Source organism: Microcystis panniformis FACHB-1757, from assembly GCF_001264245.1.
In the GTDB taxonomy this organism is placed as follows: Bacteria; Cyanobacteriota; Cyanobacteriia; order Cyanobacteriales; family Microcystaceae; genus Microcystis; species Microcystis panniformis.
The window spans coordinates 2900277-2924048 of record NZ_CP011339.1 but is presented as its reverse complement, the minus strand read 5'-3'; the positions used below and the strand labels follow the sequence as shown (position 1 = coordinate 2924048).

Below are 23772 nucleotides of genomic sequence, written 5' to 3'. Positions count from 1 at the left end.
AGTTTTTGTTTTTTACTTTTTCAGCAAACCCTATGTAGCATAAAATACAGACACAGACTCCCAAAAAAGATAAGTCATATTTACCATATATGACCTAAATAACGAAAATGATAAGTGAACTATACCAGAAAGTGTTAGAAAATGAACTGGGACGAGCCAGATATCTACTGTTGTTAATGATAGTTGGAACCTGGCAAATACTAAAGCAAGCTAAGTTAGAGATATTAGCAGAAGCACTGCCAATACCGATCCTGTTTGAGAGTCGGAGAAAAAAACTAAAAAGATTTTTAAAGCTGGAAATTCTGAATATTGAAAAAATCTGGTTTCTCTGCTTAAAAGAGATGTTAAAACAGCAGGAGAGATTCACAATAAAAGGATTAGTATATATTGCCATAGACCGAAGGAGTTGGGGAACAATAAATATCTTGATGGTGAGTCTAATTTACGACAAGAGAGCCATGCCAATCTATTGGGAGATATTAGATAAAAAAGGAAGTAGTAATCTCGAAGAACAGCAGCGAGTATTGGGGAAAATATTGACGGTGCTATCAGGTCATAAAATCCTGGTGTTAGGAGATAGAGAATTTTGCTCGGTCAGTCTTGGAAAGTGGCTTCAGAAGCAGAGTTTATACTTTTGTTTAAGACAAAAACAAAGTACAAATGTGAAGACAAAAGAAGGAATTTATCAAGAAATGAGAGAGTTAGGTTTAAGTCCAGGAACTCAACTATTTTTGAATGATGTCAATATTACAAAAGAGCAGGGATTTGGCCAGTTTAACTTAGCTGGTAAGTGGAAAAAAAACTATCGGGGTTTTCAAACAAAAGAACCTTGGTATATTCTGACTAACTTTGGAGATTTAGAGACGGCAATAATTGCCGATCAAAAAAGATTTGATATTGAGGAGATGTTTCGAGATTTTGGCTCTTCTCGACTTTGTGTGATAATTTTTGCTTATGGAATCGTGAAATGCTTATCGGGCAAGACTTTTAGGGCTATTTTGCGGATATTCTATCAGTATAGACCTCGTTTCCACACAGAAACCAGAAGAGCCAGATTTTAAGTCGGGAGGCTATAGCTTAGAAGGTTCTCAATTAGCCCCGCAATACTTATCAAAGCTGATAATTGTTATAGCTATCGCCTATACAAGTGCCACAATGCAAGGTAAAAAAATTAAGGATATGGGAATCCAAAAATATGTCACAAGACCTGAAAAAAGATGGCTCTTCTGGTTTCTGTGTGGAAACGAGGTCTATACTGATAGTTTATTCCGCCAAATAGCACTAAAAGTCTTGCCTGATAAGCATTTCACGATTCCATAAGCAAAAATTATCACACAAAGTCGAGAAGAGCCAAAAGATATAAAGGTCAACGCAGACACAGCAGTTTTTATGTGGGTCAACATCTCTATCATTGGCTACAGCTACATCAAATGTTCCAAAAAAATATAGAAGAGCTAATGCAAATTAGCCGCTATCGGTTGAAGGATTACATCAAAGGACAAAGAGCTATATCGCTTGCCCTATCTACCTTCTAGCTCGCTTGTCCCCCTCTCAGTTGCGTGTGTCAATGGAATCTGTGATAAGGATGAATCTCAAAGTAATAGTCTAGTAAGCATTAATAAACGAACAGTAGAAAAAAAAGGACAAGTTAGTTCAATAGCATCAATTAGTGGTGCTTTAACCCAAACTAGCATTGGAAAGAATCCGGCTTGTGTCGGAGATACGTTTGTTGATGGTCTCAGTCCCATTAAGTGTGAAAAAAATGTTAAGGCCGTTGGTAAACCTGGAGAGGTATTTGTAAAAAATGTAACCGCATCTGCCTTTGGTCTTGTTTATGATGGCAGGGGTGGAACACTGCTTATGGACGGAGCAGAATCCATGGACGAAGTTTATAGATCTAGAGAAATCCGGCTCTTCTCGACTTTGTGTGATAATTTTTGCTTATGGAATCGTGAAATGCTTATCAGGCAAGACTTTTAGTGCTATTTGGCGGAATAAACTATCAGTATAGACCTCGTTTCCACACAGAAACCAGAAGAGCCGAAATCCCCGAACCCACCTCAACCCTAAGTCTTCTTTCCCTGGGAATACTTGGTGCAGGTGCAACCCTAAAACGCAAAGTAAAACGCACTCATTCCATCGAAAAAGAACCCACTAACGTCGGTTAAATTGCCTTTTTATATAACTCATTCCCCCTTAATTTTAGACCAGTTGAGGGGGATTTTTATAAATTAATTTTCGGCTTCATTTTCTAAAATTTCCTGTAATTGTGAACGCAATGGAGTTAGATTATTTTCAATCGTCCGCCAAGCAATTGCCAATTCTACCCGAAAATATTCATGAAAAATGACATTTCGCATATCTCCCATTAAACGCCAAGGAATTTGAGAATAACGCAATTGTATATCACTAGGAATATTGGCTCTTCGGTTTGTGTTATGCAATGGACGGGAGTTATAAGGGATGGAACCCTTATATAGAAAGGCATTTAGCGATTTTTGTTAATTGTTTTTTTCTAGAGCGAACTAATCAATTAAGTCTCTTGCCAGATAAGGATTTAGTCGATTTATGCCCCCCTATCGAACCATACCAAGTAACGAAGAACCGGAATATTTCTAGATGCCTCACCAATAATTCCTAAATTATAAAGAACTGCGGCTCTTCGGTTTGTGTTATGCAATGGACGGGGGTTATAAGTAGTCATGCAAAATTAATTACCTGCCCGATCGAGCTAAAACCCTTACGGGGCAATGATCGTCATGTGTAAATAATTTTGCCTAGGTACTTAAGGGATGGAACCCTTATAGAGAAAGGCATTTAGCGATTTTTGTCAATTGTTTTTTATCTAGAGCGAACTAATCAATTAAGTCTCTTGCCAGATAAGGATTTAGTCGATTTATGCCCCCCTATCGAACCATAACAAGTAACGAAGAGCCAGAACTGCTTTAAGAGTCAGTCGATTTGAGCTAAAATCTTCAAAGGTCATATTAGCCGTCCATTCCAAGATTTCATCAATGGATTCAATAATATCTTGAAGACGAAGTTGCCAATCTCTAAAAGGCATTAATCACATCCTTTAATACAGGTTGTCGTAAATGTTCTTTTAAAGAATCTTGAGTCCCTAAATCAACAGAACATCCTAATATATCTTCTAAGTAAAGTCGTACCTCGATAAACTCAAATAACCCTACCGCTTTACTAAATTCTACCAATAAATCTACATCACTGTCAAAACGTGCTTCATCCCTTGCTACTGAACCAAATAAGTAGTCATGCAAAATTAATTACCTGCCTGATCGAGCTAAAACCCTTACGGGGCAATGATCGTCATGTGTAAATAATTTTGCCTAGGTACTTAGAGAACTCCATAAAAAAGATGATCCAATAGTCAAGTGGTTTGATAAGGGATTTCCACAAACCACTTTGGCAAATGGGGAAGTCGATTAATCTGTTTTTCCAACTCTGCCATTGCCTTCTGAATCAACTTTACCCCAGTGTGGTAAACCTTCTCAATGAGCTTGACGACCGGATTTTTTCCTTTGAAGGTAAGGGTTTCGGCAAAGTGAAGCACCGTTTCCACACCCCAAGAGTAAACTCCCCTTCCAATGCTGCTCCAGCCAGCCAAAGGTACGTTCTACTGGATTGTACTTGCTGTGATAGGGGGGATAGTAGGCTAACTCAATGTTCAATTGCGACTGCTGGGCAAAGGCTACCATCCGGTTCATAAACTGAGTACGACGAGAATGGTTCTCCGGCCCATTGTCTTGGTTAATCACCAATTTGTGAATGTGGCTAAAGCGGTCTTTTACCATCGCCCACCACTGCTCCAGCAAGTCCACAATACAATCTGCGGTCAGTTTAGAGCTGACAAAGAACAAGTACAGTTCATTGTATTCGGGGAGGAAAATACCATAGGGGGTGAGGGTGGTGCTCGCATCAAAATCATGATCTAAGGCAATAGTGGTCACTCGCGTTTTGCCTCCTCGGTCAAACTCTCCAACTTTGACCGCTACTTTGGCATCCATTGAGATACGTAAGGTCTGCGGGTCAGCATCGGCCTGTTGATTAACCGAGTGGATTTGCTCAAAGATGGCATCCGTTTCCGGTATTTTCTTTTGCGGTTTCGCCTTGACTACTCGTTTTAATCTATATCCCATCTCGTTTAATCGGCAACGAATTGTCTCCTCACTGGGTAATTCCTCCGGATGGTAGCCTTTCTGCTCTATCAATTGACGACGCACTTCCGATGCACTTATCCGGCTGTATAAACGGGTGCTTTTGAAACTAGGATCGGTCTGTGCCTGGGGTTCTACCAAGGCTCGTATGTCTTCGAGCAAATTAGGTAATTTTTCTTCTACTCGCTTGCGTCCACTGCGATGATAACCATCTTCGAGTGCTTGTCCACTGGTCAATTCCCCCATCCCTTTGCGGATTGTTCGCCGATTCCAGCCCAATTCTCGTTCGGCAAAGGTTTGCCCTCCAATACCTAACGTTTTCACCACTTCTGCCATAAATTGTCGTCTGTCACTGCCTTTCAGCTTTTGGGCAGTTTTGATATAAAGGGCTTTCAGACTATCGGTTAGTTGAATCAGGGATGCTGGTTTCATGCGAGTTCCTCACTCTGAGGATTTTCCCGTTATTATAGGATCAATCATTCTCTGTAATTCTCTTAGAGACAGAGATTTTACCCCTAGTTTTTCTAATTGTTCTCGGTGTGTTGCAAGAATTGTTAGTACCTCATCTCGTTTCATGGCTATTTTCTGAAATCTGATTCCTTCATTGTAACCTTAATGTTTGTTTGATGAATAACATTAGACCTCGATCTAATATTATCTCAAGGCTCAAAGTCTTTTTAGTTAAGAAACTTACCCAAATAAAAATGATTTTAATCGCCCCATATTTTTTCAATGAAATCAAATTGGCAACGATAGATATACATTTCAGCTATAGAACTACTTAGTTAGTACATAGTATAAAAGCAAGCTGTGATTGGGTGATAATTTTTGGAGATGTCTCTTGAACAAGAGGATAACTTATGAATGTCTTTCTCCGCTTTAATTCTCGTATTCTAAACTGGCAAAAAGTCAAAATCTATAATTTCTGCAAAGGTATAAGGACAAACTTGCGGAAACGTATCAACAGATAAACCAGTTTTTTTGATCACCGATCGCTTGGCTTTATCATAAATTATATCTAACCTAGAAGCCCCATAATTGTAGAGGGTTTTTGACTGGAATAAAATTTCTAGTTCTAGACGGAAATTATCGATTTCATCGGCCCATCCCCGGCCACAATTACCTTTTTCAGTCAGCCAATACTGATACATTAATAAATGTTTAACGGTTTGAATTAGATAGCTTTCCACTTTGTTCCTTTGTTCTCTCCCCAAATCTTCTATCTCCGTTAAAAGATGTTCCCAATCTAAATTTTTCATCTCCCCGCGTCGAATTTGTTCGGTGGTTCGCTCAATCCACAAAACAAAGTCCTGATCATAAAGCTGTTTTAATTCTTCCCACTGCATAGATTTTTGAGATTGAGCCGCGCTTTTATGATCAATCATAAACAACAAAACCCCCCACCAATGGGCGGGGGGTTTTTTAGTTACCTAATTCAAGGTTTAGCCGAACTTGCCAGCAGTGGAAGCGATCAAGAAGGCGGCGTAGGTGAAGATATAGCCAACGGTGAAGTGAGCTAAACCAACCAAACGAGCCTGAACGATCGAGAGAGCCACGGGTTTGTCTTTCCAACGAACGAGGTTCGCCAGAGGAGTGCGTTCGTGGGCCCAAACGATAGTTTCGATCAACTCTTGCCAGTAACCACGCCAAGAGATCAGGAACATGAAACCGGTTGCCCAAACGAGGTGTCCAAAGAGGAACATCCAGGCCCAGACAGAAAGGTTATTAACACCGTAGGGGTTGTAACCGTTGATTAACTGAGCCGAGTTAGCCCAGAGGTAATCGCGGAACCAGCCCATCAGGTAGGTGGAGTTTTCGTTAAACTGAGCCACGTTACCCGACCAGACACCGAGGTGTTTCCAGTGCCAGTAGAAGGTTAACCAACCCAGGGTGTTCAACATCCAGAACATGGCTAGGTAGAAGGAATCCCAAGCAGAGATGTCGCAAGTACCGCCACGGCCGGGACCGTCGCAAGGGAAGGAATACCCGAAGTCTTTTTTATCGGGCATTAATTTGGAACCACGAGCGTCTAAAGCACCTTTAACCAGGATTAGAACGGTGGTGTGTAAACCAAGAGCGATCGCATGGTGAACGAGGAAGTCGCCAGGACCGATGGTTAAGAATAGGGAGTTAGTGCCGCTATTGATTGCGTCTAACCAACCGGGTAACCAAACATCACCGTAGTTGGGATAGGCGGTGTAAGCGATACTATCGGGGTTAGACAACAGTACGTTCATGCCGTACAGGGTTTTACCCGAAGCTGCTTGCACGAATTGAGCAAACACAGGTTCGATCAAGATTTGTTTTTCGGGAGTACCGAAAGCGACGACCACATCGTTATGAACGTAGAGGCCGAGGGTGTGGAAACCTAAGAAAAGGGAAACCCAGCTTAGGTGAGAGATGATCGCTTCTTTATGCTCCAGCATCCGCGCCAGCACGTTATCTTTGTTCGCTTCGGGATCATAGTCACGCACGAAGAAGATAGCACCGTGAGCGAAAGCACCCACCGCTAGGAAACCAGCGATGTATTGGTGGTGGGTATAAAGAGCCGCTTGGGTAGTGTAGTCCTTAGCGATAAAGGCATAAGGGGGTAGCGCGTACATATGCTGCGCCACCAGAGAGGTGATCACGCCTAAAGAAGCGAGAGCCAAACCGAGTTGGAAGTGGAGAGAGTTGTTAACCGTGTCATAAAGATTTTTGTGACCGGCTCCTAACTTACCACTGGGGGGTCTGTGTGCATTGAGGATGTCCTTGATGCTGTGACCGATGCCCCAGTTGGTGCGGTACATATGACCAGCCACAATGAAGATAACAGCGATCGCCAAGTGGTGGTGAGCCATATCGGTTAACCAGAGGGACTCGGTTTGGGGATGGAAACCACCTAAGAAGGTGAGAATCGCAGTTCCCGCGCCTTGGGCAGTACCGAAAATGTGGTTAGCAGTATCGGGGTTTTCCGCGTACACACTCCAGTTACCGGTGAAGAAGGGTAGTAAACCCGCCGGGTGGGGGGGAGTGGAGAGGAAGTTGTCCCAACCAACGTGCTGACCGCGGGATTCGGGGATAGCAACGTGAACGAGGTGTCCGGTCCAAGCCAGAGAGCTAACACCGAACAGAGCGGCGAGGTGGTGGTTCAGGCGAGATTCAGCGTTTTTGAACCAAGCGAGGCTAGGACGGAACTTAGGTTGTAAGTGTAACCAGCCAGCAAAGAGGAAAATCGCCGAGAGAATCAGCAGGAACACCGCACCTTGGTATAGGTCTTGGTTGGAGGTCATACCGATGGTGTAGAACCAGTGGTAAACCCCGGAATAGGCGATGTTAACCGGATTAGAAGCGCCAGCTTGGGTGAAGGCATCCACAGCGCCTTTACCGAACTGGGGATCCCAAATCGCGTGGGCGATGGGACGGATATTTAAGGGATCTTTGATCCACTGCTCGAAGTTACCTTGCCAAGCGACGTGGAATATAGTACCGGAAGTCCACAGGAAAATGATTGCAATGTGGCCGAAGTGCGACGCGAAAATCTTTTGGTAGAGATTCTCTTCCGTCATGCCATCATGACTTTCAAAATCGTGGGCTGTGGCGATCCCGTACCAAATCCGACGGGTGGTCGGATCTTGGGCTAGATCTTGGCTAAATTTAGGGAATTTAGTTGCCATAGCTGTTTAGGAAATTCTCCTCTCTAAATAACTGAGGCTCTTACACGAGTGCTGGTTATTTCCTTTTTTCAATTCACCTTCTGTAATAGGAAACGCTTACAGAGGTATCGGTCAATCGACGCTGGTTCAGCCTAGTCTTGCCAATCCCCGGGGGACTGGCAAGCCCTTATAGGCAAGTTTAGCCAATCGAGAGACTTCTGGCCAAGAAGAATGCCCAAGTGGTTACAATACCGCCTAAGAGGTAGTGAGCCACACCAACGGCACGACCTTGAATGATGCTCAGGGCGCGAGGTTGGATAGCGGGGGCAACTCTTAACTTGTTGTGCGCCCAGACGATCGACTCGATTAATTCTTGCCAGTAGCCGCGACCACTGAACAGGAACATCAAGCTAAACGCGAAGACGAAGTGACCGGCTAGGAACATGATTCCGTAGGCAGACAGAGCGGAGCCATAGGAGTTAATCACTTGAGCTGCTTGCGCCCAGAGGAAATCCCGTAACCAACCGTTGATGGTGATGGCACTTTGGGCGAAGTTACCGAGGGTAACGTGGGTGACAGTGCCATCGGGGGCGACGGTTCCCCAGACATCGGACTGCATTTTCCAGCTAAAGTGGAAGATTACGACCGAGATGGAGTTGTACATCCAGAACAGGCCGAGGAAAACGTGATCCCAACCCGAAACTTGGCAGGTACCGCCGCGACCGGGACCATCGCAGGGGAAACGGAAACCGAGATTCGCTTTATCGGGAATCAGACGGGAACCGCGAGCGTAGAGAACCCCTTTGAGGAGAATCAACACGGTGACATGGATGGTGAAGGCGTGGATGTGATGCACGAGGAAATCGGCAGTACCGAGAGTGATCGGCATCATGGCCACTTTGCCACCCACTGCTACCACGTCGCCACCGAAAGCATAACTAGCGGTAGTGAGAGCGTTAGGAGCGGTGTTGCCGGGGGCTAGGGTGTGGAGACTTTGTACCCATTGAGCAAAGATGGGTTGTAGTTGAATTCCCGTATCCGAGAACATATCTTGGGGACGACCAAAAGCCCGCATGGTGTCGTTGTGAATGTATAAACCGAAGCTATGGAAGCCAAGGAAAATACATACCCAGTTCAGGTGGGAGATAATTGCGTCGCGATGACGGATCACCCGATCGAGCAGGTTATCGACGTTTTTGGCTGGATCGTAGTCCCGCACCATGAAGATCGCTCCGTGCGCTCCCGCACCGACGATTAAGAAGCCACCGATCCAAGTGTGGTGAGTGAACAAGGATAGTTGGGTGGCGTAGTCAGTCGCCTGATAGGGATAAGGCGGCATGGCGTACATATGGTGGGCCACGATGATGGTTAGCGAACCTAAGAGAGCAAGGTTAATCGCTAACTGAGCGTGCCAAGAGGTGGTCAGGATTTCGTACAGTCCTTTGTGACCTTGACCGGTGAAGGGACCTTTGTGGTTTTCAAGGATTTCCTTCATGCTGTGACCGATACCCCAGTTGGTACGGTACATATGACCAGCAATGATGAATAATACAGCGATCGCCAAGTGATGGTGAGCGGTATCGGAAAGCCAGAGACCACCGGTCACGGGGTTCAAGCCACCTTTGAAGGTGAGGAAATCCGAGTAAGCACCCCAGTTAAGGGTAAAGAAGGGGGTCAAACCCTGGGCGAAACTGGGATATAAGTCCGCCATCTTGCTCGGTTCGAGGATGAACTCGTGGGGCAAGGGGATGTCTTGGGGAGCTACTCCAGCATCGAGGAGTTTGTTCACCGGTAAAGAAACGTGAATCTGATGACCAGCCCAACCTAGGGAACCTAAGCCGAGTAAACCCGCCAAGTGGTGGTTCATCATCGATTCCACGTTTTGGAACCATTCCAGTTTCGGTGCGCTTTTGTGGTAATGGAACCAACCGGCAAACAGCATCAGGCCCGCCATAACTAAACCACCGATAGCGGTGCAGTATAGCTGATAGCTGTTGGTGAACCCAGAAGCACGCCAGAGGTAGAACAGACCAGAGGTGATCTGAATACCGTGGAAGCCGCCGCCCACATCGCCGTTGAGGATGCCTTGACCGACGATCGGCCAGACCACTTGGGCGCTGGGTTTGATGGCCAGCGGGTTGGTTAACCAAGCTTCATAGTTAGAAAATTTCGCGCCGTGGAAGTACATTCCACTTAGCCAAACGAAGACAACGGCGAGATGTCCGAAGTGGGCGCTGAAGATTTTCCGAGAAATATCTTCGAGATCGCTGGTTTGACTATCAAAATCGTGGACGTTGGCGTGTAGGTTCCAAATCCAGGTAGTGGTTTTGGGTCCTTTGGCTAAAGTGCGATCAAAATGCCCCGGTTGACCCCACTTCTCAAAGGAAGTAGGTACTGGGTCTTTATCTACAATCACTTTAGCTACCGCCTCTTTGGGGGGGAGTGCCATGAGGATTCTCCTCTCTCGACAATAGACTTAGCGTTTTATTTGAGGATAGATTTTTTAACCTAAAAAAGGCAAGTTGAAATCTGACCCACCTTTTGTTAATGTTGCTTGACTTTCCTCTTGGGTGAGATTCCAGTCGAAAGCATCAATAGTAGATGATAAGTCTTTGTTCTCTTGTCTGTTCGTTATGCTTAACAATAATTAAAATTCTCTCAATCCTTGATAGGAGAGACATTTTCTGCTATGGACGGTCTTAGTCAGGGTCAGACCAGTGATTTTTCTTTACAAAAGTTTATCAATTGTCGCTCCGGACGCCAATTTCCCCTTTTCTCCCTCACCAGACCATATAGAAAATTCAATAGATAGATTCTCAAAAAACAATCAAACAATTCTGTAAAATTGAGGCCATAACCTGATCTTCTCCCGCTTTTGCTGACACCGGAGCATTCAATGACTCTAGCAAAAATCAATGGTTTGTATAGATTTTGGCCTTGGCTCTAGGAGGAACGTGCTATCCCTACTACATAAATTAATCCCAGTCAAAACCCTTCGTATATGTCTTGTGATCGGTTTACTGACCACCCTGTTAACCGCCTGTGGCGATCGCCTAACGGCTACCAATCTCCCCACTTCGGAAACCTCTAATCTTCCCGTCGTCCAAGGCCGCATTTCTGAGGTTGCCCCCCCGGTCCTAATTCAGGAACTGCGCCCCAGTTTAGATCGTTACGCTCCCCAAGTAACGATTCTCAGTCCTCTGGCCGAACAAGTTTTCGATGACCCTCAGGTGACAGTTAAACTACAAGTGTCAGATCTGCCAATTTTCCAAGACGATACCCTGAAATTAGGACCCCACTTGAGCCTAATTGTCGATAATGAACCAGCAGCAGCCATTTACGACCTCAAGCAACCGATTATCCTAGAAAATCTTGCCCCCGGTACTCATACCCTCCGCGTCTTGGCCCTGCGGCCTTGGCAGGAAAGTTTTAAAAATGATGGGGCCTTCGCTGAAACAACCTTTCATATTCTGACAAAAACAGGCAAAAATGCCCCTGATCATAACTTACCCCTATTAACCTACAGTCATCCGCAGGGAATCTACGGTGCAGAACCGATCCTGCTCGATTTTTATCTGAGTAATGCTCCTCTACGTCTGTCCAATACTGCCAACGGGGATAATAATCTTCAAGATTGGCGCATTCGTGTCACCGTCAACGGTGAAAGTTTTCTGCTTGATACTTGGGAACCGATTTATCTCAAGGGTTTTAACAAGGGCAATAACTGGGTACAACTAGAATTCATCGATGGTAAGGGAAATAAAATCGAAAACGAGTTTAATACCAGCGTGCGCGTGATTAGCTTTGATCCCTCTTACCAAGACGGCCTCAGTCAATTAGTCCGCGGCGATTTATCCCCTATAACTGCCCGTAGCATTGTTGATCCCAACTATCAAACTATTCCTAGTCTAGAGGAAGAAACCCCCGTTATTGAGCCAGAAACCCCTATAGTTGAGGAAGAAACCCCTGTAGTTGAGCCAGAAACCCCTGTAGTTGAGCCAGAAACCCCTATAGTTGAGGAAAGCCCTGTTATTGAGCCAGAAAGCCCTGTTATTGAGCCAGAAAGCCCAATAGTTGAGGAAAGCCCTGTTATTGAGCCAGAAAGCCCAATAGTGGAAGAAAAACCAGTAGAGACAGAAACAATCGAAAAGGTCGAGGAAACCCCTGAAGCGATCGAATCTCCCCTAACCACCATACCAGAGACAAAGGAGATTAACGAACCTGCCCCTGGGATTCAGCCTCCGCTAGAAGTGGAACCTATTCCCGAACCCCAGAACAATAGCGAGCAAAAAATCACCATTTTTGATCGCGTTCAACAAACCTTAAACCGCTTCCAGTTGGCCTCTTCCCCAGCAGAAAAAGATATCGAACTACCCACCCTCGATCCTCAATTATTCAGCAATGTCGATCGCTCTTAAAACCCAGCTTAATCCTGTTTTTAGGGGAAGTGGGGAGGTGGGGATTTTTCAGTGAGCAGTGAACAGTAAACAGTAATCAGTGAAAAGAAAGTTCCCAAGTTTGGTTCTATTGGAGTTAAAGTGATAAGCTTATCTTATCGAAAAAAGGGCATAAGCCTTATGTCCCTAGCATTAATAACCATTATGTAACACAGTGAACATTTTTCACCTGATGTCCAGAAGACCCCGAAGTTTTCACCTAAAACTTTCTACTTAGGGCTGGCTGAATAACTGCCTCCTGCCCTCTGTCTGACCCCATCCTAGGTCTTTTTCGGTAAACCCTACTTAAAACTGGAATCTGCAATCTGATAACTGATAACTGATAACTGATAACTGAAACCTCCAACCGCTCGATCGAGAAATTATTAAACTAATATTTCGCAATATAGACAAAATTGGGAACTAGGTTATAATCTAGAACGTCTCTAGGTAATTTACCAATTTTTTGCTTGAGGTAATTGTGTTTAACAAAATTTCCCTTGTCGCTGGTTTTGCCGGTTTAGTTGCCCTAACTACCCTTGGCGCTGTACCCGCACAAGCAGGACCACAAAATAACGAAATCTTGATCAGTCAACTGCGCGGCCATAACACCTACAGAGGTGAGCCACAACTCAACCCCGGTGACTATATACTGGGTCGCGTCCGGGGAACCGTGGGTGGAATTCTGTCCATCCAATTGATCAGACCTGTGACAGTGGATGGCAAAGAAATTTTCAGTGGTGACTTTGCCGACGGAACCACCGCTCGTATTGTTGGGGATGCCATGGGTGGTGATGACGTGATTTTGCAAGTGGTAGATGGCAAATTAGTTTATGTGGGTAAAGCTCGTCCCTATTGGGTTTCCCGCTTGAAACTAAAATCGGAAATCTCCACCAGCGCTACTCGCTCGCAACTTTTAAGAGAAGTTAACCAAAAAGAACCCGCTTGGGGACTTCCCGCTTTACCGCCGGAAACCAGAACCTTTACTGAAGTTGCTCCTCAACCCGCTCCCGAGCCTAGTGTATCTCCTATCCGCGGACTTTGGTAGTGGGAAGACATCAGGAGAAAATCTCTTGTCTTTAGACTGAGAAGCTGAAAAATCTTCTCAAAGCCCAATACAAATGCACTAAAATTCCTCCTCTTTTTCCGATCGAAGGGGGGTTTTTTATTTAGGGTTTGCGGCAAAAAGTTTTTCGTGGGGTAGGGTGTGGGGTGTAGGGTGTAGGGTTTTACCGATTTTGAGGGGGTCAATTACCTAATTTTCAGGGAAAAAGTCCCGGAATTTTACCCCCGATCACTCCAAGGGTTGGCACTTTTTGAGGGAAAAAAAGTCTAAAAGCCTTATCCAACAAGGTTTTTAGATTTATTCAGCCAACCCTATTTAGTCAAAAATTGAGAAATAATTGTATTTCAGCCCAGATTCTCGTCAAAACATCGGTAAGGGCATGATCGCTATTTAATTCGATTAACTGTACCCAAGGACGAGAAAAAGCATAATAGCGACTATTTTCTGGGGGAATTACCCATCGTTACTGCCATGAATAATCAGGGTGGGGAGCTGCCTGATTAACTTTTCTTGGGGATAATTAGCTAAATCCTCAATAAACTTGTAATAAATCGGCAGATAACGACGATAACCGTAGTGATAAACCGATAAACTCCCAGATTTTTGCCAATTGGCTAGGGTTTCTGCTCCCAATTGTCCTAACCAAATCGGCCCGAAATTAAAAGCGGGAGCTAATAAAACGAGCCTTTGCACCTGAAAATAAGTTTCTGCCAGCCAAGCTGCCGTTAAACCGCCAAAACTGGAACCAATCAGTGTAACGGGAAACTGAGATTGTTCAATCAATTGGCCGACTTGAACAATCTGACGAGTGAGAGTTAAGCTAGAAAAGTCATCACCGTTAAGATCGGGAATTTCCATTGCTAAACCCCTCTTTTGCCAACAATGTCTCAAAAATTGCGCTTTTGTAGATTGGGGGCCAGAAGCAAAACCGTGTAGATAAATATATCTGTTTTCAAGGACTGCCATTCTAGAACCAATTAGATTTCTTCATCTTGCTCTTTGGTGGCACTGGGAGAAGAATTATAAATGGCATCTAACTGTTGACGAGCATCTTCGACAGTGAGAGAACGAATCACTAACAGAGGTTCATTAATCGGTTGTCCAGTCTCGTCCAAAAGTTCGGGATGGGAAGTCATGGGATAACCGTAGGGATTATAGGAATTACCCGATTTAGCAGGACGTTTCTGGGAATCCATGCTGACAGTAATCAGACTCCGAATTAAATTATTAATGGTCAAAAAAGCGATAACTGTGAAGGCGAGGATATAGAGCAGATGTAACATTGGCCGAGTCTCCCGTGAATTATGCGTGAATATTCCTACAATTGCCAAAACTTTATGCTAAAAATTCGCTCAACTCTCTAGCTTACCAAAAAAGTTTCAAGTTAAGCGTCAGTTTGAGGAGATTGATATTCTCCCCAACCCTGTAATCGACGACGACGACTGCTGACCCCCCAACACTCTGCCACCAGCTGATGCCAAGGCAACAACATCTTGGCCTCGATACCCACCTGACCACCTGTGGTTTTAAAGAGTAAATGAGCCGTGGCTACCTCCTGTTGAGCGTTTTTGACTCTTGCTAATAAATCGTTTTGTTCCTCGAGGCTGAGAAAGGATAATCTCTCGGATTCGAGGAGGAGACGGGAACGGGAAAACCAATAGGTGAAATCCTCTAGTAGAGGTTCCAAGATAGTTTTCAGGAGTTCGTTTTCGGTGGGTTGCGAAGGGAACATTATTCTTATAATGACGATTTTGCTTACCTTAATCTTAGCGTTATTTATATTTCTTAACATTGTGACGGGAAAATTTTAAGATTTGCCCCGGCTGTAGGCGGCACTAAAGAAGTCCTGTTCACAACTAAGGGCATAACGATAGGATAAAGAGATATTTTCCGTCATCAGGGCGTATTTATCCGCTAATTCCTCTAACTGGCTTGCTAAAGCTGCGAATTCATTCCCACTATAACTATCAATCCAAGCTTGATAGGGATTCTCAGAAATCGGCTCTAAGGCTAATTGTTGACCCAGATAAGCATAAAGACGCATACAGGGACTCATCGCCACGGCAATCGCACCGATGTCACCCATCCAAGCGGTAGCGAGAAGAAAATCCCGATAGCGACGGGTGGCATTAGCGGGCTGAACCTTTCTCAGGTCAACTCCCCACTGTAAAGCATAATTTTCATGTAATCCTAATTCCTGTAATACCCCCGCCGCTAACCGATGAAAGCTAGTGAATCCCTGCCAATCGGGAGCTTTAGCGGCGGCGATACTGTAAGCACGGGCGAAAGATTCCAGAAAAAAAGCATCTTGACCGACATAGAAAGCGAAACAGTCCCGTTTAAGCTCTCCTGTGGCGATACCTCGCACAAAAGGGTGTTCTAGACAAGCTTGTACTAGATCTTGATGGCTGTGCCAAAGTTGCTGACTAAGCATAGGAAAATACTAATTAGGTGGACAAGGTTGGTTAAGTGGGTGGGTGGAATTAAATATAAGATGAATGTAGCGATTGTCTTAAAAGTCAAGGGGAATAAAGAAAATCTTTTGTACCCCAAATAGGCAAGACAAAGTAACGGCACCAGTCATCCGTTTTGTCAGCGATGAAATTGTTCGGAAAACTGGACTAAGCGGGTGCTTGCCAGCATTTATTATCACGAATCATGGCATTGAGGATAACCAGCAATTTCCTCATACAGGCAACTAAGGCCACCTTTTTCAACTTGCCATTGGTCAACAACCGTTCGTAGAACTTCCGAATCACCGGGTTATGACGAATGGCTACCAATGTGGCCATGTACAAGCCACAGCGAACCGAGGTGCGTCCCCCCGAAATCATGCGTTTACCCTTGTGCTGGCCACTATCGTGGTTGATAGGAGCGACCCCGACCAGCCGGGCAATCTGTTTTTCGCCAGAGTGTTCCCATCTCGGGTAATTCCGCCAAACATAGGGCAGATGAAACTTTGCCGATCCCTTTAACGGATTGTAAGATTTCATTTTTGCCTTGCCAATCGGCTTGCTGTTGGGCGAGGGACTGAATCTGCTCGTTGAGGCTTTCAATACGCTGTTGGATTTCCTCAATATGGGCTTTGATATCTAGTTGCACCGTCTCAGACACACGACTGAGGCGGTTTTTCTCCGCCACCTGCATCTCCACCAACTGCTGTCGTCGTCGTACTAGGTCGCTCAATTGTTGGGCTTGGGGGGCAACCACGGGTTGGGGTTGGGGTTGCACGGCTCGTGCGAATTGAGCGATTACCTGTGCGTCCAATTTGTCCGTTTTTGCTTTCCCCAATGCCGTCGCAAACCCTTTGACCTTGCGGGGGTTGGCGATCGCTACCGGTATGGTGGCGGCTTGTAAGCCCGATACGAGTGCGCGCTCTAATCCACCCGTCGATTCCACCACCACCAAACTCGGTGAGAGAGGATGTAATTGTTCAATCAGCGATTGAACGCCAACGTCGCTGTTGGGTTGTTGCAAGGTCAGACCTTGCGGCAACACGTAGATATCTAGAACCTCTTTACTGACATCGATCCCTACCCATGTTTTTTCTTCTGTCATCGTTTATGCTGGGGTTAAGTTATTTTGTCCCTTTGGTAACTCGTCCTTGCGAAGACGAGGTTAATCCTAAGGGCGATTGTTCGAGCTTGTCTCCTCGGGATGACGGCGTGGCTCCGGTGGCTACCCAACGGTGTCAAGCACCTCGGTTGAACTGGATGTCCACGCCCTTTTTCAGAATATAGGCACCCAAGCTACAAAGCGGTATTTTTTACCTAGGTTGGGACGGGTTGCCTACTTCTCAAGATACAAGGTTGGGCTTCGGCCGTGAGCTTTTGCCGAACGGTTGAAGCATGAAACCCAACGCCCGCATGGGTTACTGAAAATGGGTAAAACCCCACACCCCACACCCCACACCCCACACCCCGTCAGTTCATTTCCTTAACCCAAACTGACGTTAAACCTGTTACAATAAAAAATATAACTGACTAAATTGGAATTAAAAACTATGCGACTTAAGCGATGGGAGTCCCCCCGCCGTCAGGGACGTAACGACAAAGGCAAGGGCGGTTCGGCCCGACAGCGACAACTGAAAAAACAATTTAAAATGTTGTCGAAAAAACTAAAAGGGGGAGAGAGTAACATCTCTCCTCTTTTTTTGTCCCCAGCAATCGCCGCTAAAAAATCTTCCTCTGGGAAACTCTCAGTCTCCTAAAACAGTCCCAGACTTGAGCCACTTTCAGATTAGGGAAAAAAATGAAGCGTACACTTGCCGTCATGACGATGACAGTAGCTTTAACCGTCACCAGTAACCATTCTAGCCTTGCGGGAGCAATCTTCGATCGCATTCAAAAAACTGGGGTAATTACTGCCGGCGCTCGTAAAGATGCTATTCCCTTTGGTTTTGTCAACTCCCAGGGCAAGTGGGTGGGTTACAGCCTTGATATGTTAGAGTTAATTCGCAAGGAAACCGAACGGAAGTTAGGAAAACCAATTAAGTTAAAAATTGTTGAGATTAATCCCCAAAATCGTTTTGAAAAGTTGAAAACAGGGGTTATCGATATCGAATGTGGCTCTACTACTTTTACTTGGAAAAGAGAAAATGAAGTGGATTTTTCCGTTAGTTACTTTGCCGGTGGTACTCAATTGCTCACCCGCAAAGGTAGTAATCTTGATGACATCGGTAGCTTGGCAGGCAGACGCATTGGAGTGATTGCCAATACTACTAATGAAGCGGTAATTAAAACCCAACAACCCGCCGCTATTTTGGTCAAAGTTAAAAGTCGTGGCGAGGGTTTACAAAAACTAGAAACGGGAGAAATTGATGGTTTTGCCAGCGATGGCATTACCCTAGAAGGTTTAAGGAAAAGTGCTAAAAATCCCAATAATTTAGCCATAGTTCCCTCCTATCCCTACGCCTACGAATCCTATGCCTGTACTTTACCTGAAAATGATTCTAAATGGCGCGATACAGTGAATTATACCCTATTAAAATTCATGGAAGGGATCGTTAGTGACCAACAACAAGCGGTGACAATTTATGAACGTTGGTTTGGTGAAGATGGTGTTGTTCCCTATTCCAGAGAAACTATTAATGATTATTTTCAAGGCATTGTCAACACCTACGAATGGATTCCTTTAACTGTATTTCCCTAAAATCAAAACCTTTTTAGGGAAAGGTTCAAAAAGGCACTCTTGCAAGTGGGAATTATGAATAGGGAAGTGGGGAAGTGGGTTTTTAAAGTTGGATTTGTTATTAACCAAGTTAATAAAGGGAAAAAATAAACCCCCTCAACTGACTGAATGAAGGGGCATTTATCGTATTTTGTGGGTAATTGAGCCTACTTTTGTGGTTTTGTTTTCGTTCGAGTATCTCCATTATTCTAAATTTCGCTTTTTCCAGTAATCAGGTTTACGTTTTCCATGTGCGATCGCAACCACCCAGATAAATGCTTCAAATTCTACATAAAAGATGATGTAAGGAAAACGGCGAATGACATAACGGCGTACCCCTTCGATAGTATGGGCTGTTCCCAGATTAGGGTTAATTTTAATTTTTTCGAGAACTTGTTCAATTTCAGATAAGTAGTCGTGCAAAATAAATTTCCTAGTGAAGAAAGGCAAAAGGCAAGAGGCAAGAGGCAAGAGGTGGTTAGATATGTGTAATTAATTTTGCTTAGGTACTTAGCAAATCTAGCCCTAATCCTATCTTTTGCTTCTCGTAATATTGAATAGCATTGTCAAGTTCTCCTGTTGCTTCACTGTGAATAATAACCGGTTTCACGAATATTTCTCTCGTAATTCCAATAATACTTTATCTGATGGTTCACCCTTGGCTGTTCCAGCATAAATTTCGGCTAATCTTTCAGTTAATTCTCTATCCCAAGCATCTAAAACATTGTCATCTACACCTTCATCTAAGGAATGGATGAGAAAGTAAGCTAGTTCAGCGCGATCTTGCACAGAAAGTTGAGCAAGTTCTATTTTAAGGGTTTCTGCTGTTTTAGTCATCTTGAAAGCATCTATAACCAATCATCTTAGATTGTAGCAGCTCTCGGCTTGCCAGATAAACCCTACTCCTTGAAATCATGGAAATTGAGAGAGTTATGGCAACAATACCTCCTCAAGTGACTGAATGAAGGGGCGATCGCAAGTTTTTGATTAATGGTTTTTAGGAGACTTTTGTGGTTTCCTTTTCTGAGGGTTTGGAGGGTTTTAGTTTGCACTTGAGGGTTATCTCCATACTTTCACCCGCATTATATACTTTGCACGGCTACAACTTGCATTTTTTACTCAAGGACAATAATATAGTTTAAGAGTCATAATTAGAAGCAAAGCACTCATTAAAAACATGATTAACCTAGAATTCACGGAAGAAGAAAAGAACTCACTGTATTATGAAAGATTTCATCATCCCCATCCCCGGGTTAAACTGAAGATGGAAGTTCTCTGGTTAAAAAGCCAAAAGATACCGCACCAAAAAATTTGTCAGTTAGCAGGAATCTCGCCAAATACCTTATTAACCTATCTTCGCGATTATCAAGAAGGCGGAATAGAAAAATTAAAAGAAATCAACTTCTATCGCCCTAAAAGTGAATTAGAGTTTCAAAAAGAAACCCTCAAAAAATACTTCGAGAAAAATCCACCAGCCACAATAAATGAAGCTGTATATAGGATAGAAGAATTGACGGGAATAAAACGAAGTCCTACCCAAGTGAGAAAATTTTTAAAATCAATGGGAATGAAATGTTTAAAAGTAGGTTCTCTTCCTTCTAAAGCTGACCCAGATGAACAAGAGGACTACAAAGAAAAAAAGCTAGAACCCAGACTAAATGAGGCAAAAGAAGGAAAAAGGGCTGTTTTTTTTGTTGATGCCGCTCACTTCGTCATGGGAGCATTTCTCGGTTTTGTTTGGTGTTTTGAGAGACTTTTTGTTAAGTCACCGAGCGGGCGTAAACGCTTCAATGTTTTAGGAGCATTAAATGCAATAACTCATGAAGTTATTCTGGTAACATATGACAATTATATTACGGCAACTCAAGTCTGTGAACTTATTGAAAAAATAGCTGCTTTAGGACTAATGATTCCCATCACTCTCGTCTTAGATAATGCCCGCTATCAGAAATGTAAAATTGTTGAAGAATTGGCTCTTTCTTTGTCAATAGAGCTGCTCTATCTGCCGTCTTATTCACCTAATCTAAATTTAATTGAAAGGCTGTGGAAATTGGTCAAAAAGAAATGTTTATATGGTAAATATTATGAGAACTTTTCTGACTTTTCTTCAGCTATTTATGAATGTCTGAATGATGCCCATCTGAAACATAAAAAAGAACTGGATTCCTTGCTGACTCTACGATTTCAGAAGTTTAATAAATCTCAGATTATGAACGTCTAAAGTATATCAAAATGATAATCATAGCTCCAAACAGGTAGATCTAATTCGATTGAGATGATAGCAGTCAAAGCATCAACAATAGTAATAGTTTGATCAGGAAATTGTTTAGCTTTTGCTATGGATGCGAAATACTGATCTTCTGTCGGATTGATCAAATTAGCAGATTCTAAGCAATTTTGTGTGAAATGAGTGGCTTGTTCAAATCCTAATCTATATAGAAGCAAGCTGTAAGTTTCTATATATACGGGGAAAGAGATAATAACTGTTAAATCTTCCGATTCTATGCGTCTTAGCTCTGCTTGCGCTCTGCTATGATATTGATCACTGGTATCTATCGCTCCGTAAAGGGGGGTTGTGTCAGCAATAATCGCTTTCAAGATTTGAGCTTAAGGTAATTTATAGGACAGAGTAAATTCGGCTAAAACAGCGTCATGATTGATGGATGTGTCAGTATAGCCACTTCCTTTGGGTGCGGGAGATAAGTGAAAAGATTTTTTCGGTTTGGATAAATAGCCTTTCGCTATTAAAAAGGATTCTATAGCCGTTTGTACTGTATCAGAAGAAGATACCTTATGCTCTTGATTGTAGGCGGGGTAGTGATTCGGTAGTAGTGGTAAGCCATCTTGCTTATCTGGACTGAGTCGTGTAGAATATTTACTAATAAAAATAATTGCTTGATAAATGTTGGGGATTTGCTTTTTATGATTGCTATTTTTATCAATATCTTCTCTTGGATAATTAAACTTTGGTTAAATTACGATGAAGATTTAGAACATTGTCTTCTGACAAAAGATTCACAAACTTCTACATCTTGTTGTCCTAAATGTGGTTCTTATCATACCATCAAAAATGGTTCTACACATAATGGCAAGCCGAAACGTCAGTGTAAAGATTGCGGTCGCCAGTTTGTGATCAATCCCACTAATAAAACCGTCTCTGACGAAACCAAACAATTAATTGATAAACTCCTGCTCGAACGAATTTCCTGACGAGGAATTGCTAGAGTAACAGGGGTAAGTTGGTCATGGTAACAAAATTATGTCAACAATAAACTGGCGGCTGTTCCCCGTCAAATAAAGGTTTCGGACAAACCAAAAGGTAAATTGGTTATAGAATGTGATGAAATGTGGTCTTTGGTTTTTTCTAAGACGATAAAAGTCTATATTTGGCTGGCAATTGATAGAAATACAAGAGAAATTATTGGTGGCTATGCGCGGAGATAGGAGTCGTCAATCAGCCAAAAAACTTTGGGCTAGTTTACCAGGCGTTTACCGACAATGTGCAGTTGCTTACACAGACTTTTGGGAGTCATATAAGACAGTAATTCCCAGTAAACGTCATCGACCAGTTGGTCAAGAAACTGGTCAAACTAATCATATTGAAAGATTAAATAATACCTTTCGACAAAGGATTTCTCGGCTGGTGAGAGAGAGTCTATCTTTCTCTAAAAAAATGGAGAATCACGTTGGGGCTGTTTGGTATTTTATCCATGACTACAATGCACAGCAAAGCAAAGGATTAAGCCGCCATCACTACTACCGAATCACCACCGTAGGCGGCTAGAGCATTAATTATGGTGGTGGGTAGCTCAATCGTCACCTGTTGCATAACCAAAATCCTCTTGATTTAATCATGTCCCTATTATACAATAAACCCCCTTAAACGACTGAATGAAGGGGAATTAATTCTACTTTGGTAAGCAATTTAGCCTACTTTTATGGTTTTGTTTTCTGATGTTTTGGATGATTTTAGTTTGCGTTTCAGGGTTGAAGCTGCACCTAATGCACCAAAGGAGCCAATAGCTAAAAGTCCAGCGGTTGAGGAGGGTTCAGGAACAATTTGTATAGCCCCAACGCAGCTACCGGGGCAACCGCCATAGTCATAGCCTGGCCCCGGCCGCTTCAAGGGGTTATCAAAATCCGACCGGGTGAATACTTGATAATCTTCATTTTTAGTACCCCCTACATGGAAAGCTAAACCTCCAAACGAAAATTTACCGGCTGTATTCCCGGCTGGAAGCACTCCTGGAGCAAAGCCACCATTGGGATTGTAAAGGTTATCCGTCTTCGAGTGAGGAATCAAGTCTATGGTTGGAACACCATTGACAGGTGCATTAAAAACGCCAGAGCCTGCGGGAAGTATTGCAGTAATAGGGTTAGTGATGCCGCCTGGGTCAGTCTCTGTTCCCGTCACGCCAAGGATTTTGTAGCCTGTAAAGGTATAAGCTGGAGAAGTTAAACCACTGGTTGGATCAGTGTAAGAAGGGGCGTTTTTTGTTGTAAGCGTGTCCTCCGTAGTCAGATTCAGTTTAAATAAATCACCGTCCGAAGTTAAAAAGTTGAACTTGAAGCTAAGTTGAGCGGCCTGAACAGAACTTGTAGATAGTCCGATGAGTGCAGTGGTTACAGCCGCTCCAAGAATCGCGGCTGAGATGCTGTTTTTCATTTTTTTTCTTCTCAATAGTGTGATTATCCCCTCACAGCTAGGTCAGGCAACACCTTAACCCAACTCCAAAGGGAGACAACGGGATTATACACATTCCCCCCCCACAACTGTATTAAAATATACAATTAATAAATCTTTACATTTCTCTCCCCAACTAGGGATTCAGATTTTGGTTTTTTTTGATTGTACTGATAGCGATCGCCACCCGCACCGCTAGGTCAAGCAACACCCCAACCCAAGGGGAAAGGGGGACGAAAACAGCTTACACAATACCTATTCTCTGGGGAATCTATCTTAAGAATGATTTGAAATATGCTAAGTTGAGATACTATGTCACGATCGCATCTAGTCAGTACCATGAGTGAAATTAGCGTCGGGGGAAAAGTCCGTCTGATTGCCATTCCCCCTTACCTGAAAACCGCCGATCCTATGCCTATGTTACGGCCGCCGGAGCTACTCAATATCGACGATATCGGCACGGTGATCGATCGCCGGCCGGGGGGTTATTGGGGTGTAAAATTCGAGCGAGGCTCATTTCTGCTCGATAGCAAATATTTAGAAGCTATTTAAACCAGTTAAGTGCATCGCGGTCAAGACAACTTTGATAAATCACAGGCAAATCTAA

General features: G+C 43.7%; 22 protein-coding genes and 5 pseudogenes. 10 read left to right on the top strand and 17 right to left on the bottom strand.

From position 1 onward, the window contains the following. Nucleotides 1-107: 107 nt before the first annotated feature. The 3 genes from VL20_RS14080 (at nucleotide 108) to VL20_RS14060 (ending at nucleotide 2168) form a co-directional block, all read left to right on the top strand. Nucleotides 108-1061, top strand: a complete 954-nt coding sequence (locus VL20_RS14080) for an IS4 family transposase (RefSeq protein ID WP_284525788.1) — start codon at nucleotides 108-110, stop codon at nucleotides 1059-1061. 454 nt (nucleotides 1062-1515) lie between these two features. Further along, entirely contained in the window at nucleotides 1516-1980 is a 465-nt protein-coding gene (locus VL20_RS14065) for a hypothetical protein (protein ID WP_284525787.1), read from the top strand. Continuing rightward, nucleotides 1980-2168 (top strand): PEP-CTERM sorting domain-containing protein, encoded by a 189-nt coding sequence (locus VL20_RS14060; protein WP_052276856.1) that lies wholly within the window; start codon nucleotides 1980-1982, stop codon nucleotides 2166-2168. Before VL20_RS14065 ends, VL20_RS14060 begins: the two co-directional genes overlap by 1 nt. Before the next feature lie 63 nt (nucleotides 2169-2231). Here VL20_RS14060 and VL20_RS14055 read toward each other — a convergent pair whose 3' ends face one another. The 8 genes and pseudogenes from VL20_RS14055 to psaA form a co-directional block, all read right to left on the bottom strand. Continuing rightward, the gene (locus VL20_RS14055) at nucleotides 2232-2444 is read right to left on the bottom strand and encodes a HepT-like ribonuclease domain-containing protein (protein ID WP_284525786.1); all 213 of its coding nucleotides are present in this window, start codon (nucleotides 2442-2444) and stop codon (nucleotides 2232-2234) included. A 452-nt stretch (nucleotides 2445-2896) separates the two neighbouring features. Further along, on the bottom strand, nucleotides 2897-3064 hold the full coding sequence (locus VL20_RS31755; protein ID WP_167341547.1) for a HepT-like ribonuclease domain-containing protein: 168 nt from the start codon (nucleotides 3062-3064) through the stop codon (nucleotides 2897-2899). Next, a pseudogene (locus VL20_RS14050) lies at nucleotides 3054-3266 on the bottom strand (nucleotidyltransferase family protein); the annotation flags it as partial. The gene VL20_RS31755 and the pseudogene VL20_RS14050, both read right to left, overlap by 11 nt. 122 nt (nucleotides 3267-3388) lie before the next feature. Beyond that, nucleotides 3389-4589, bottom strand: a protein-coding gene (locus VL20_RS14045) for an ISAzo13 family transposase (RefSeq protein WP_223213110.1) whose coding sequence is annotated in 2 segments (ribosomal slippage) — nucleotides 3389-3586 and nucleotides 3588-4589 — 1200 coding nt in all. Because the reading frame shifts where the segments join, the coding sequence is not laid out codon by codon here. 81 nt (nucleotides 4590-4670) lie between these two features. After that, nucleotides 4671-4751, bottom strand: a pseudogene (locus VL20_RS28795) (nucleotidyltransferase family protein); the annotation flags it as partial. 317 nt (nucleotides 4752-5068) lie between these two features. Continuing rightward, entirely contained in the window at nucleotides 5069-5560 is a 492-nt protein-coding gene (locus tag VL20_RS14040) for a DUF29 domain-containing protein (RefSeq protein WP_052276853.1), read from the bottom strand. 57 nt (nucleotides 5561-5617) lie between these two features. Beyond that, a complete protein-coding gene (gene psaB / locus VL20_RS14035) occupies nucleotides 5618-7831 on the bottom strand; it encodes a photosystem I core protein PsaB (RefSeq protein WP_002785240.1) in 2214 nt (737 codons plus the stop codon). Between the two features lie 178 nt (nucleotides 7832-8009). Continuing rightward, on the bottom strand, nucleotides 8010-10259 hold the full coding sequence (psaA, locus tag VL20_RS14030; RefSeq protein ID WP_002734764.1) for a photosystem I core protein PsaA: 2250 nt from the start codon (nucleotides 10257-10259) through the stop codon (nucleotides 8010-8012). Nucleotides 10260-10725: 466 nt separating this feature from the next. On the opposite strand from psaA, the gene VL20_RS14025 reads away from it, so the two are divergent. Next, nucleotides 10726-12228, top strand: coding sequence for a hypothetical protein (locus tag VL20_RS14025; protein ID WP_052276852.1), 1503 nt, complete (start codon nucleotides 10726-10728; stop codon nucleotides 12226-12228). A 499-nt stretch (nucleotides 12229-12727) separates the two neighbouring features. Continuing rightward, nucleotides 12728-13294 carry a hypothetical protein gene (locus VL20_RS14020; protein WP_002757226.1) on the top strand — a complete coding sequence of 189 codons (567 nt, stop codon included), beginning with the start codon at nucleotides 12728-12730 and terminating at the stop codon, nucleotides 13292-13294. A gap of 337 nt (nucleotides 13295-13631) precedes the next feature. On the opposite strand, the pseudogene VL20_RS14015 reads toward VL20_RS14020, so the two are convergent. From VL20_RS14015 to VL20_RS13990, 5 genes and pseudogenes are all read right to left on the bottom strand, one after another. Next, nucleotides 13632-14278: pseudogene (locus VL20_RS14015) on the bottom strand (YqiA/YcfP family alpha/beta fold hydrolase). Between the two features lie 11 nt (nucleotides 14279-14289). After that, on the bottom strand, nucleotides 14290-14595 hold the full coding sequence (locus VL20_RS14010; RefSeq protein ID WP_052276851.1) for a DUF2973 domain-containing protein: 306 nt from the start codon (nucleotides 14593-14595) through the stop codon (nucleotides 14290-14292). 101 nt (nucleotides 14596-14696) lie between these two features. Continuing rightward, on the bottom strand, nucleotides 14697-15104 hold the full coding sequence (locus tag VL20_RS14005; RefSeq protein WP_081417918.1) for a DUF2605 domain-containing protein: 408 nt from the start codon (nucleotides 15102-15104) through the stop codon (nucleotides 14697-14699). 15 nt (nucleotides 15105-15119) lie between these two features. Continuing rightward, nucleotides 15120-15746 carry a TenA family protein gene (locus VL20_RS14000; protein WP_052276849.1) on the bottom strand — a complete coding sequence of 209 codons (627 nt, stop codon included), beginning with the start codon at nucleotides 15744-15746 and terminating at the stop codon, nucleotides 15120-15122. Between the two features lie 187 nt (nucleotides 15747-15933). Continuing rightward, nucleotides 15934-16870: pseudogene (locus VL20_RS13990) on the bottom strand (IS110-like element ISMae40 family transposase). A gap of 445 nt (nucleotides 16871-17315) precedes the next feature. Between VL20_RS13990 and VL20_RS13985 the strand changes: the two are divergent. Together VL20_RS13985 and VL20_RS13980 are read left to right on the top strand one after the other, a co-directional pair. Then, on the top strand, nucleotides 17316-17522 hold the full coding sequence (locus tag VL20_RS13985; RefSeq protein WP_002732891.1) for a hypothetical protein: 207 nt from the start codon (nucleotides 17316-17318) through the stop codon (nucleotides 17520-17522). A gap of 41 nt (nucleotides 17523-17563) precedes the next feature. Then, a complete protein-coding gene (locus tag VL20_RS13980) occupies nucleotides 17564-18463 on the top strand; it encodes an amino acid ABC transporter substrate-binding protein (RefSeq protein ID WP_052276847.1) in 900 nt (299 codons plus the stop codon). Between the two features lie 222 nt (nucleotides 18464-18685). On the opposite strand, the gene VL20_RS13975 is transcribed toward VL20_RS13980, so the two are convergent. Both VL20_RS13975 and VL20_RS13970 read right to left on the bottom strand, forming a co-directional pair. After that, complete coding sequence (locus VL20_RS13975; protein ID WP_284525784.1) at nucleotides 18686-18904, bottom strand: type II toxin-antitoxin system RelE/ParE family toxin; 219 nt, start codon at nucleotides 18902-18904, stop codon at nucleotides 18686-18688. A 183-nt stretch (nucleotides 18905-19087) separates the two neighbouring features. Further along, complete coding sequence (locus VL20_RS13970; RefSeq protein WP_052276845.1) at nucleotides 19088-19318, bottom strand: addiction module protein; 231 nt, start codon at nucleotides 19316-19318, stop codon at nucleotides 19088-19090. Nucleotides 19319-19658: 340 nt separating this feature from the next. On the opposite strand from VL20_RS13970, the gene VL20_RS13965 reads away from it, so the two are divergent. Next, nucleotides 19659-20702, top strand: a complete 1044-nt coding sequence (locus tag VL20_RS13965; protein ID WP_052276844.1) for an IS630 family transposase — start codon at nucleotides 19659-19661, stop codon at nucleotides 20700-20702. Here VL20_RS13965 and VL20_RS13960 read toward each other — a convergent pair. Next, nucleotides 20699-21079 (bottom strand): type II toxin-antitoxin system VapC family toxin, encoded by a 381-nt coding sequence (locus VL20_RS13960; RefSeq protein ID WP_052276843.1) that lies wholly within the window; start codon nucleotides 21077-21079, stop codon nucleotides 20699-20701. The two genes, VL20_RS13965 and VL20_RS13960, sit on opposite strands and share 4 nt — an antisense overlap. Nucleotides 21080-21484: 405 nt before the next feature. Between VL20_RS13960 and VL20_RS28780 the strand changes: the two are divergent. Next, nucleotides 21485-22265: pseudogene (locus VL20_RS28780) on the top strand (IS1 family transposase). 141 nt (nucleotides 22266-22406) lie between these two features. On the opposite strand, the gene VL20_RS13945 reads toward VL20_RS28780, so the two are convergent. Continuing rightward, nucleotides 22407-23147 carry a PEP-CTERM sorting domain-containing protein gene (locus tag VL20_RS13945; protein ID WP_052276841.1) on the bottom strand — a complete coding sequence of 247 codons (741 nt, stop codon included), beginning with the start codon at nucleotides 23145-23147 and terminating at the stop codon, nucleotides 22407-22409. A gap of 357 nt (nucleotides 23148-23504) precedes the next feature. On the opposite strand from VL20_RS13945, the gene sipA reads away from it, so the two are divergent. Continuing rightward, entirely contained in the window at nucleotides 23505-23717 is a 213-nt protein-coding gene (gene sipA, locus VL20_RS13940) for a regulatory protein SipA (RefSeq protein WP_043996918.1), read from the top strand. The last annotated feature ends 55 nt before the right edge of the window (nucleotides 23718-23772 follow it).

Coding starts and splice junctions, on each gene's coding strand:
- VL20_RS13970 (WP_052276845.1), bottom strand. CDS start 19,318: ATGACTAAAACAGCAGAAACCCTTAAAATAGAACTTGCTCAACTTTCT.
- psaA (WP_002734764.1), bottom strand. CDS start 10,259: ATGGCACTCCCCCCCAAAGAGGCGGTAGCTAAAGTGATTGTAGATAAA.
- VL20_RS14010 (WP_052276851.1), bottom strand. CDS start 14,595: ATGTTACATCTGCTCTATATCCTCGCCTTCACAGTTATCGCTTTTTTG.
- VL20_RS13965 (WP_052276844.1), top strand. CDS start 19,659: ATGATTAACCTAGAATTCACGGAAGAAGAAAAGAACTCACTGTATTAT.
- VL20_RS14005 (WP_081417918.1), bottom strand. CDS start 15,104: ATGTTAAGAAATATAAATAACGCTAAGATTAAGGTAAGCAAAATCGTC.
- VL20_RS14025 (WP_052276852.1), top strand. CDS start 10,726: ATGGTTTGTATAGATTTTGGCCTTGGCTCTAGGAGGAACGTGCTATCC.
- VL20_RS13980 (WP_052276847.1), top strand. CDS start 17,564: ATGAAGCGTACACTTGCCGTCATGACGATGACAGTAGCTTTAACCGTC.
- VL20_RS14000 (WP_052276849.1), bottom strand. CDS start 15,746: ATGCTTAGTCAGCAACTTTGGCACAGCCATCAAGATCTAGTACAAGCT.
- VL20_RS14080 (WP_284525788.1), top strand. CDS start 108: ATGATAAGTGAACTATACCAGAAAGTGTTAGAAAATGAACTGGGACGA.
- VL20_RS31755 (WP_167341547.1), bottom strand. CDS start 3,064: ATGCCTTTTAGAGATTGGCAACTTCGTCTTCAAGATATTATTGAATCC.
- psaB (WP_002785240.1), bottom strand. CDS start 7,831: ATGGCAACTAAATTCCCTAAATTTAGCCAAGATCTAGCCCAAGATCCG.
- VL20_RS13985 (WP_002732891.1), top strand. CDS start 17,316: ATGCGACTTAAGCGATGGGAGTCCCCCCGCCGTCAGGGACGTAACGAC.
- sipA (WP_043996918.1), top strand. CDS start 23,505: ATGAGTGAAATTAGCGTCGGGGGAAAAGTCCGTCTGATTGCCATTCCC.
- VL20_RS14040 (WP_052276853.1), bottom strand. CDS start 5,560: ATGATTGATCATAAAAGCGCGGCTCAATCTCAAAAATCTATGCAGTGG.
- VL20_RS13945 (WP_052276841.1), bottom strand. CDS start 23,147: ATGAAAAACAGCATCTCAGCCGCGATTCTTGGAGCGGCTGTAACCACT.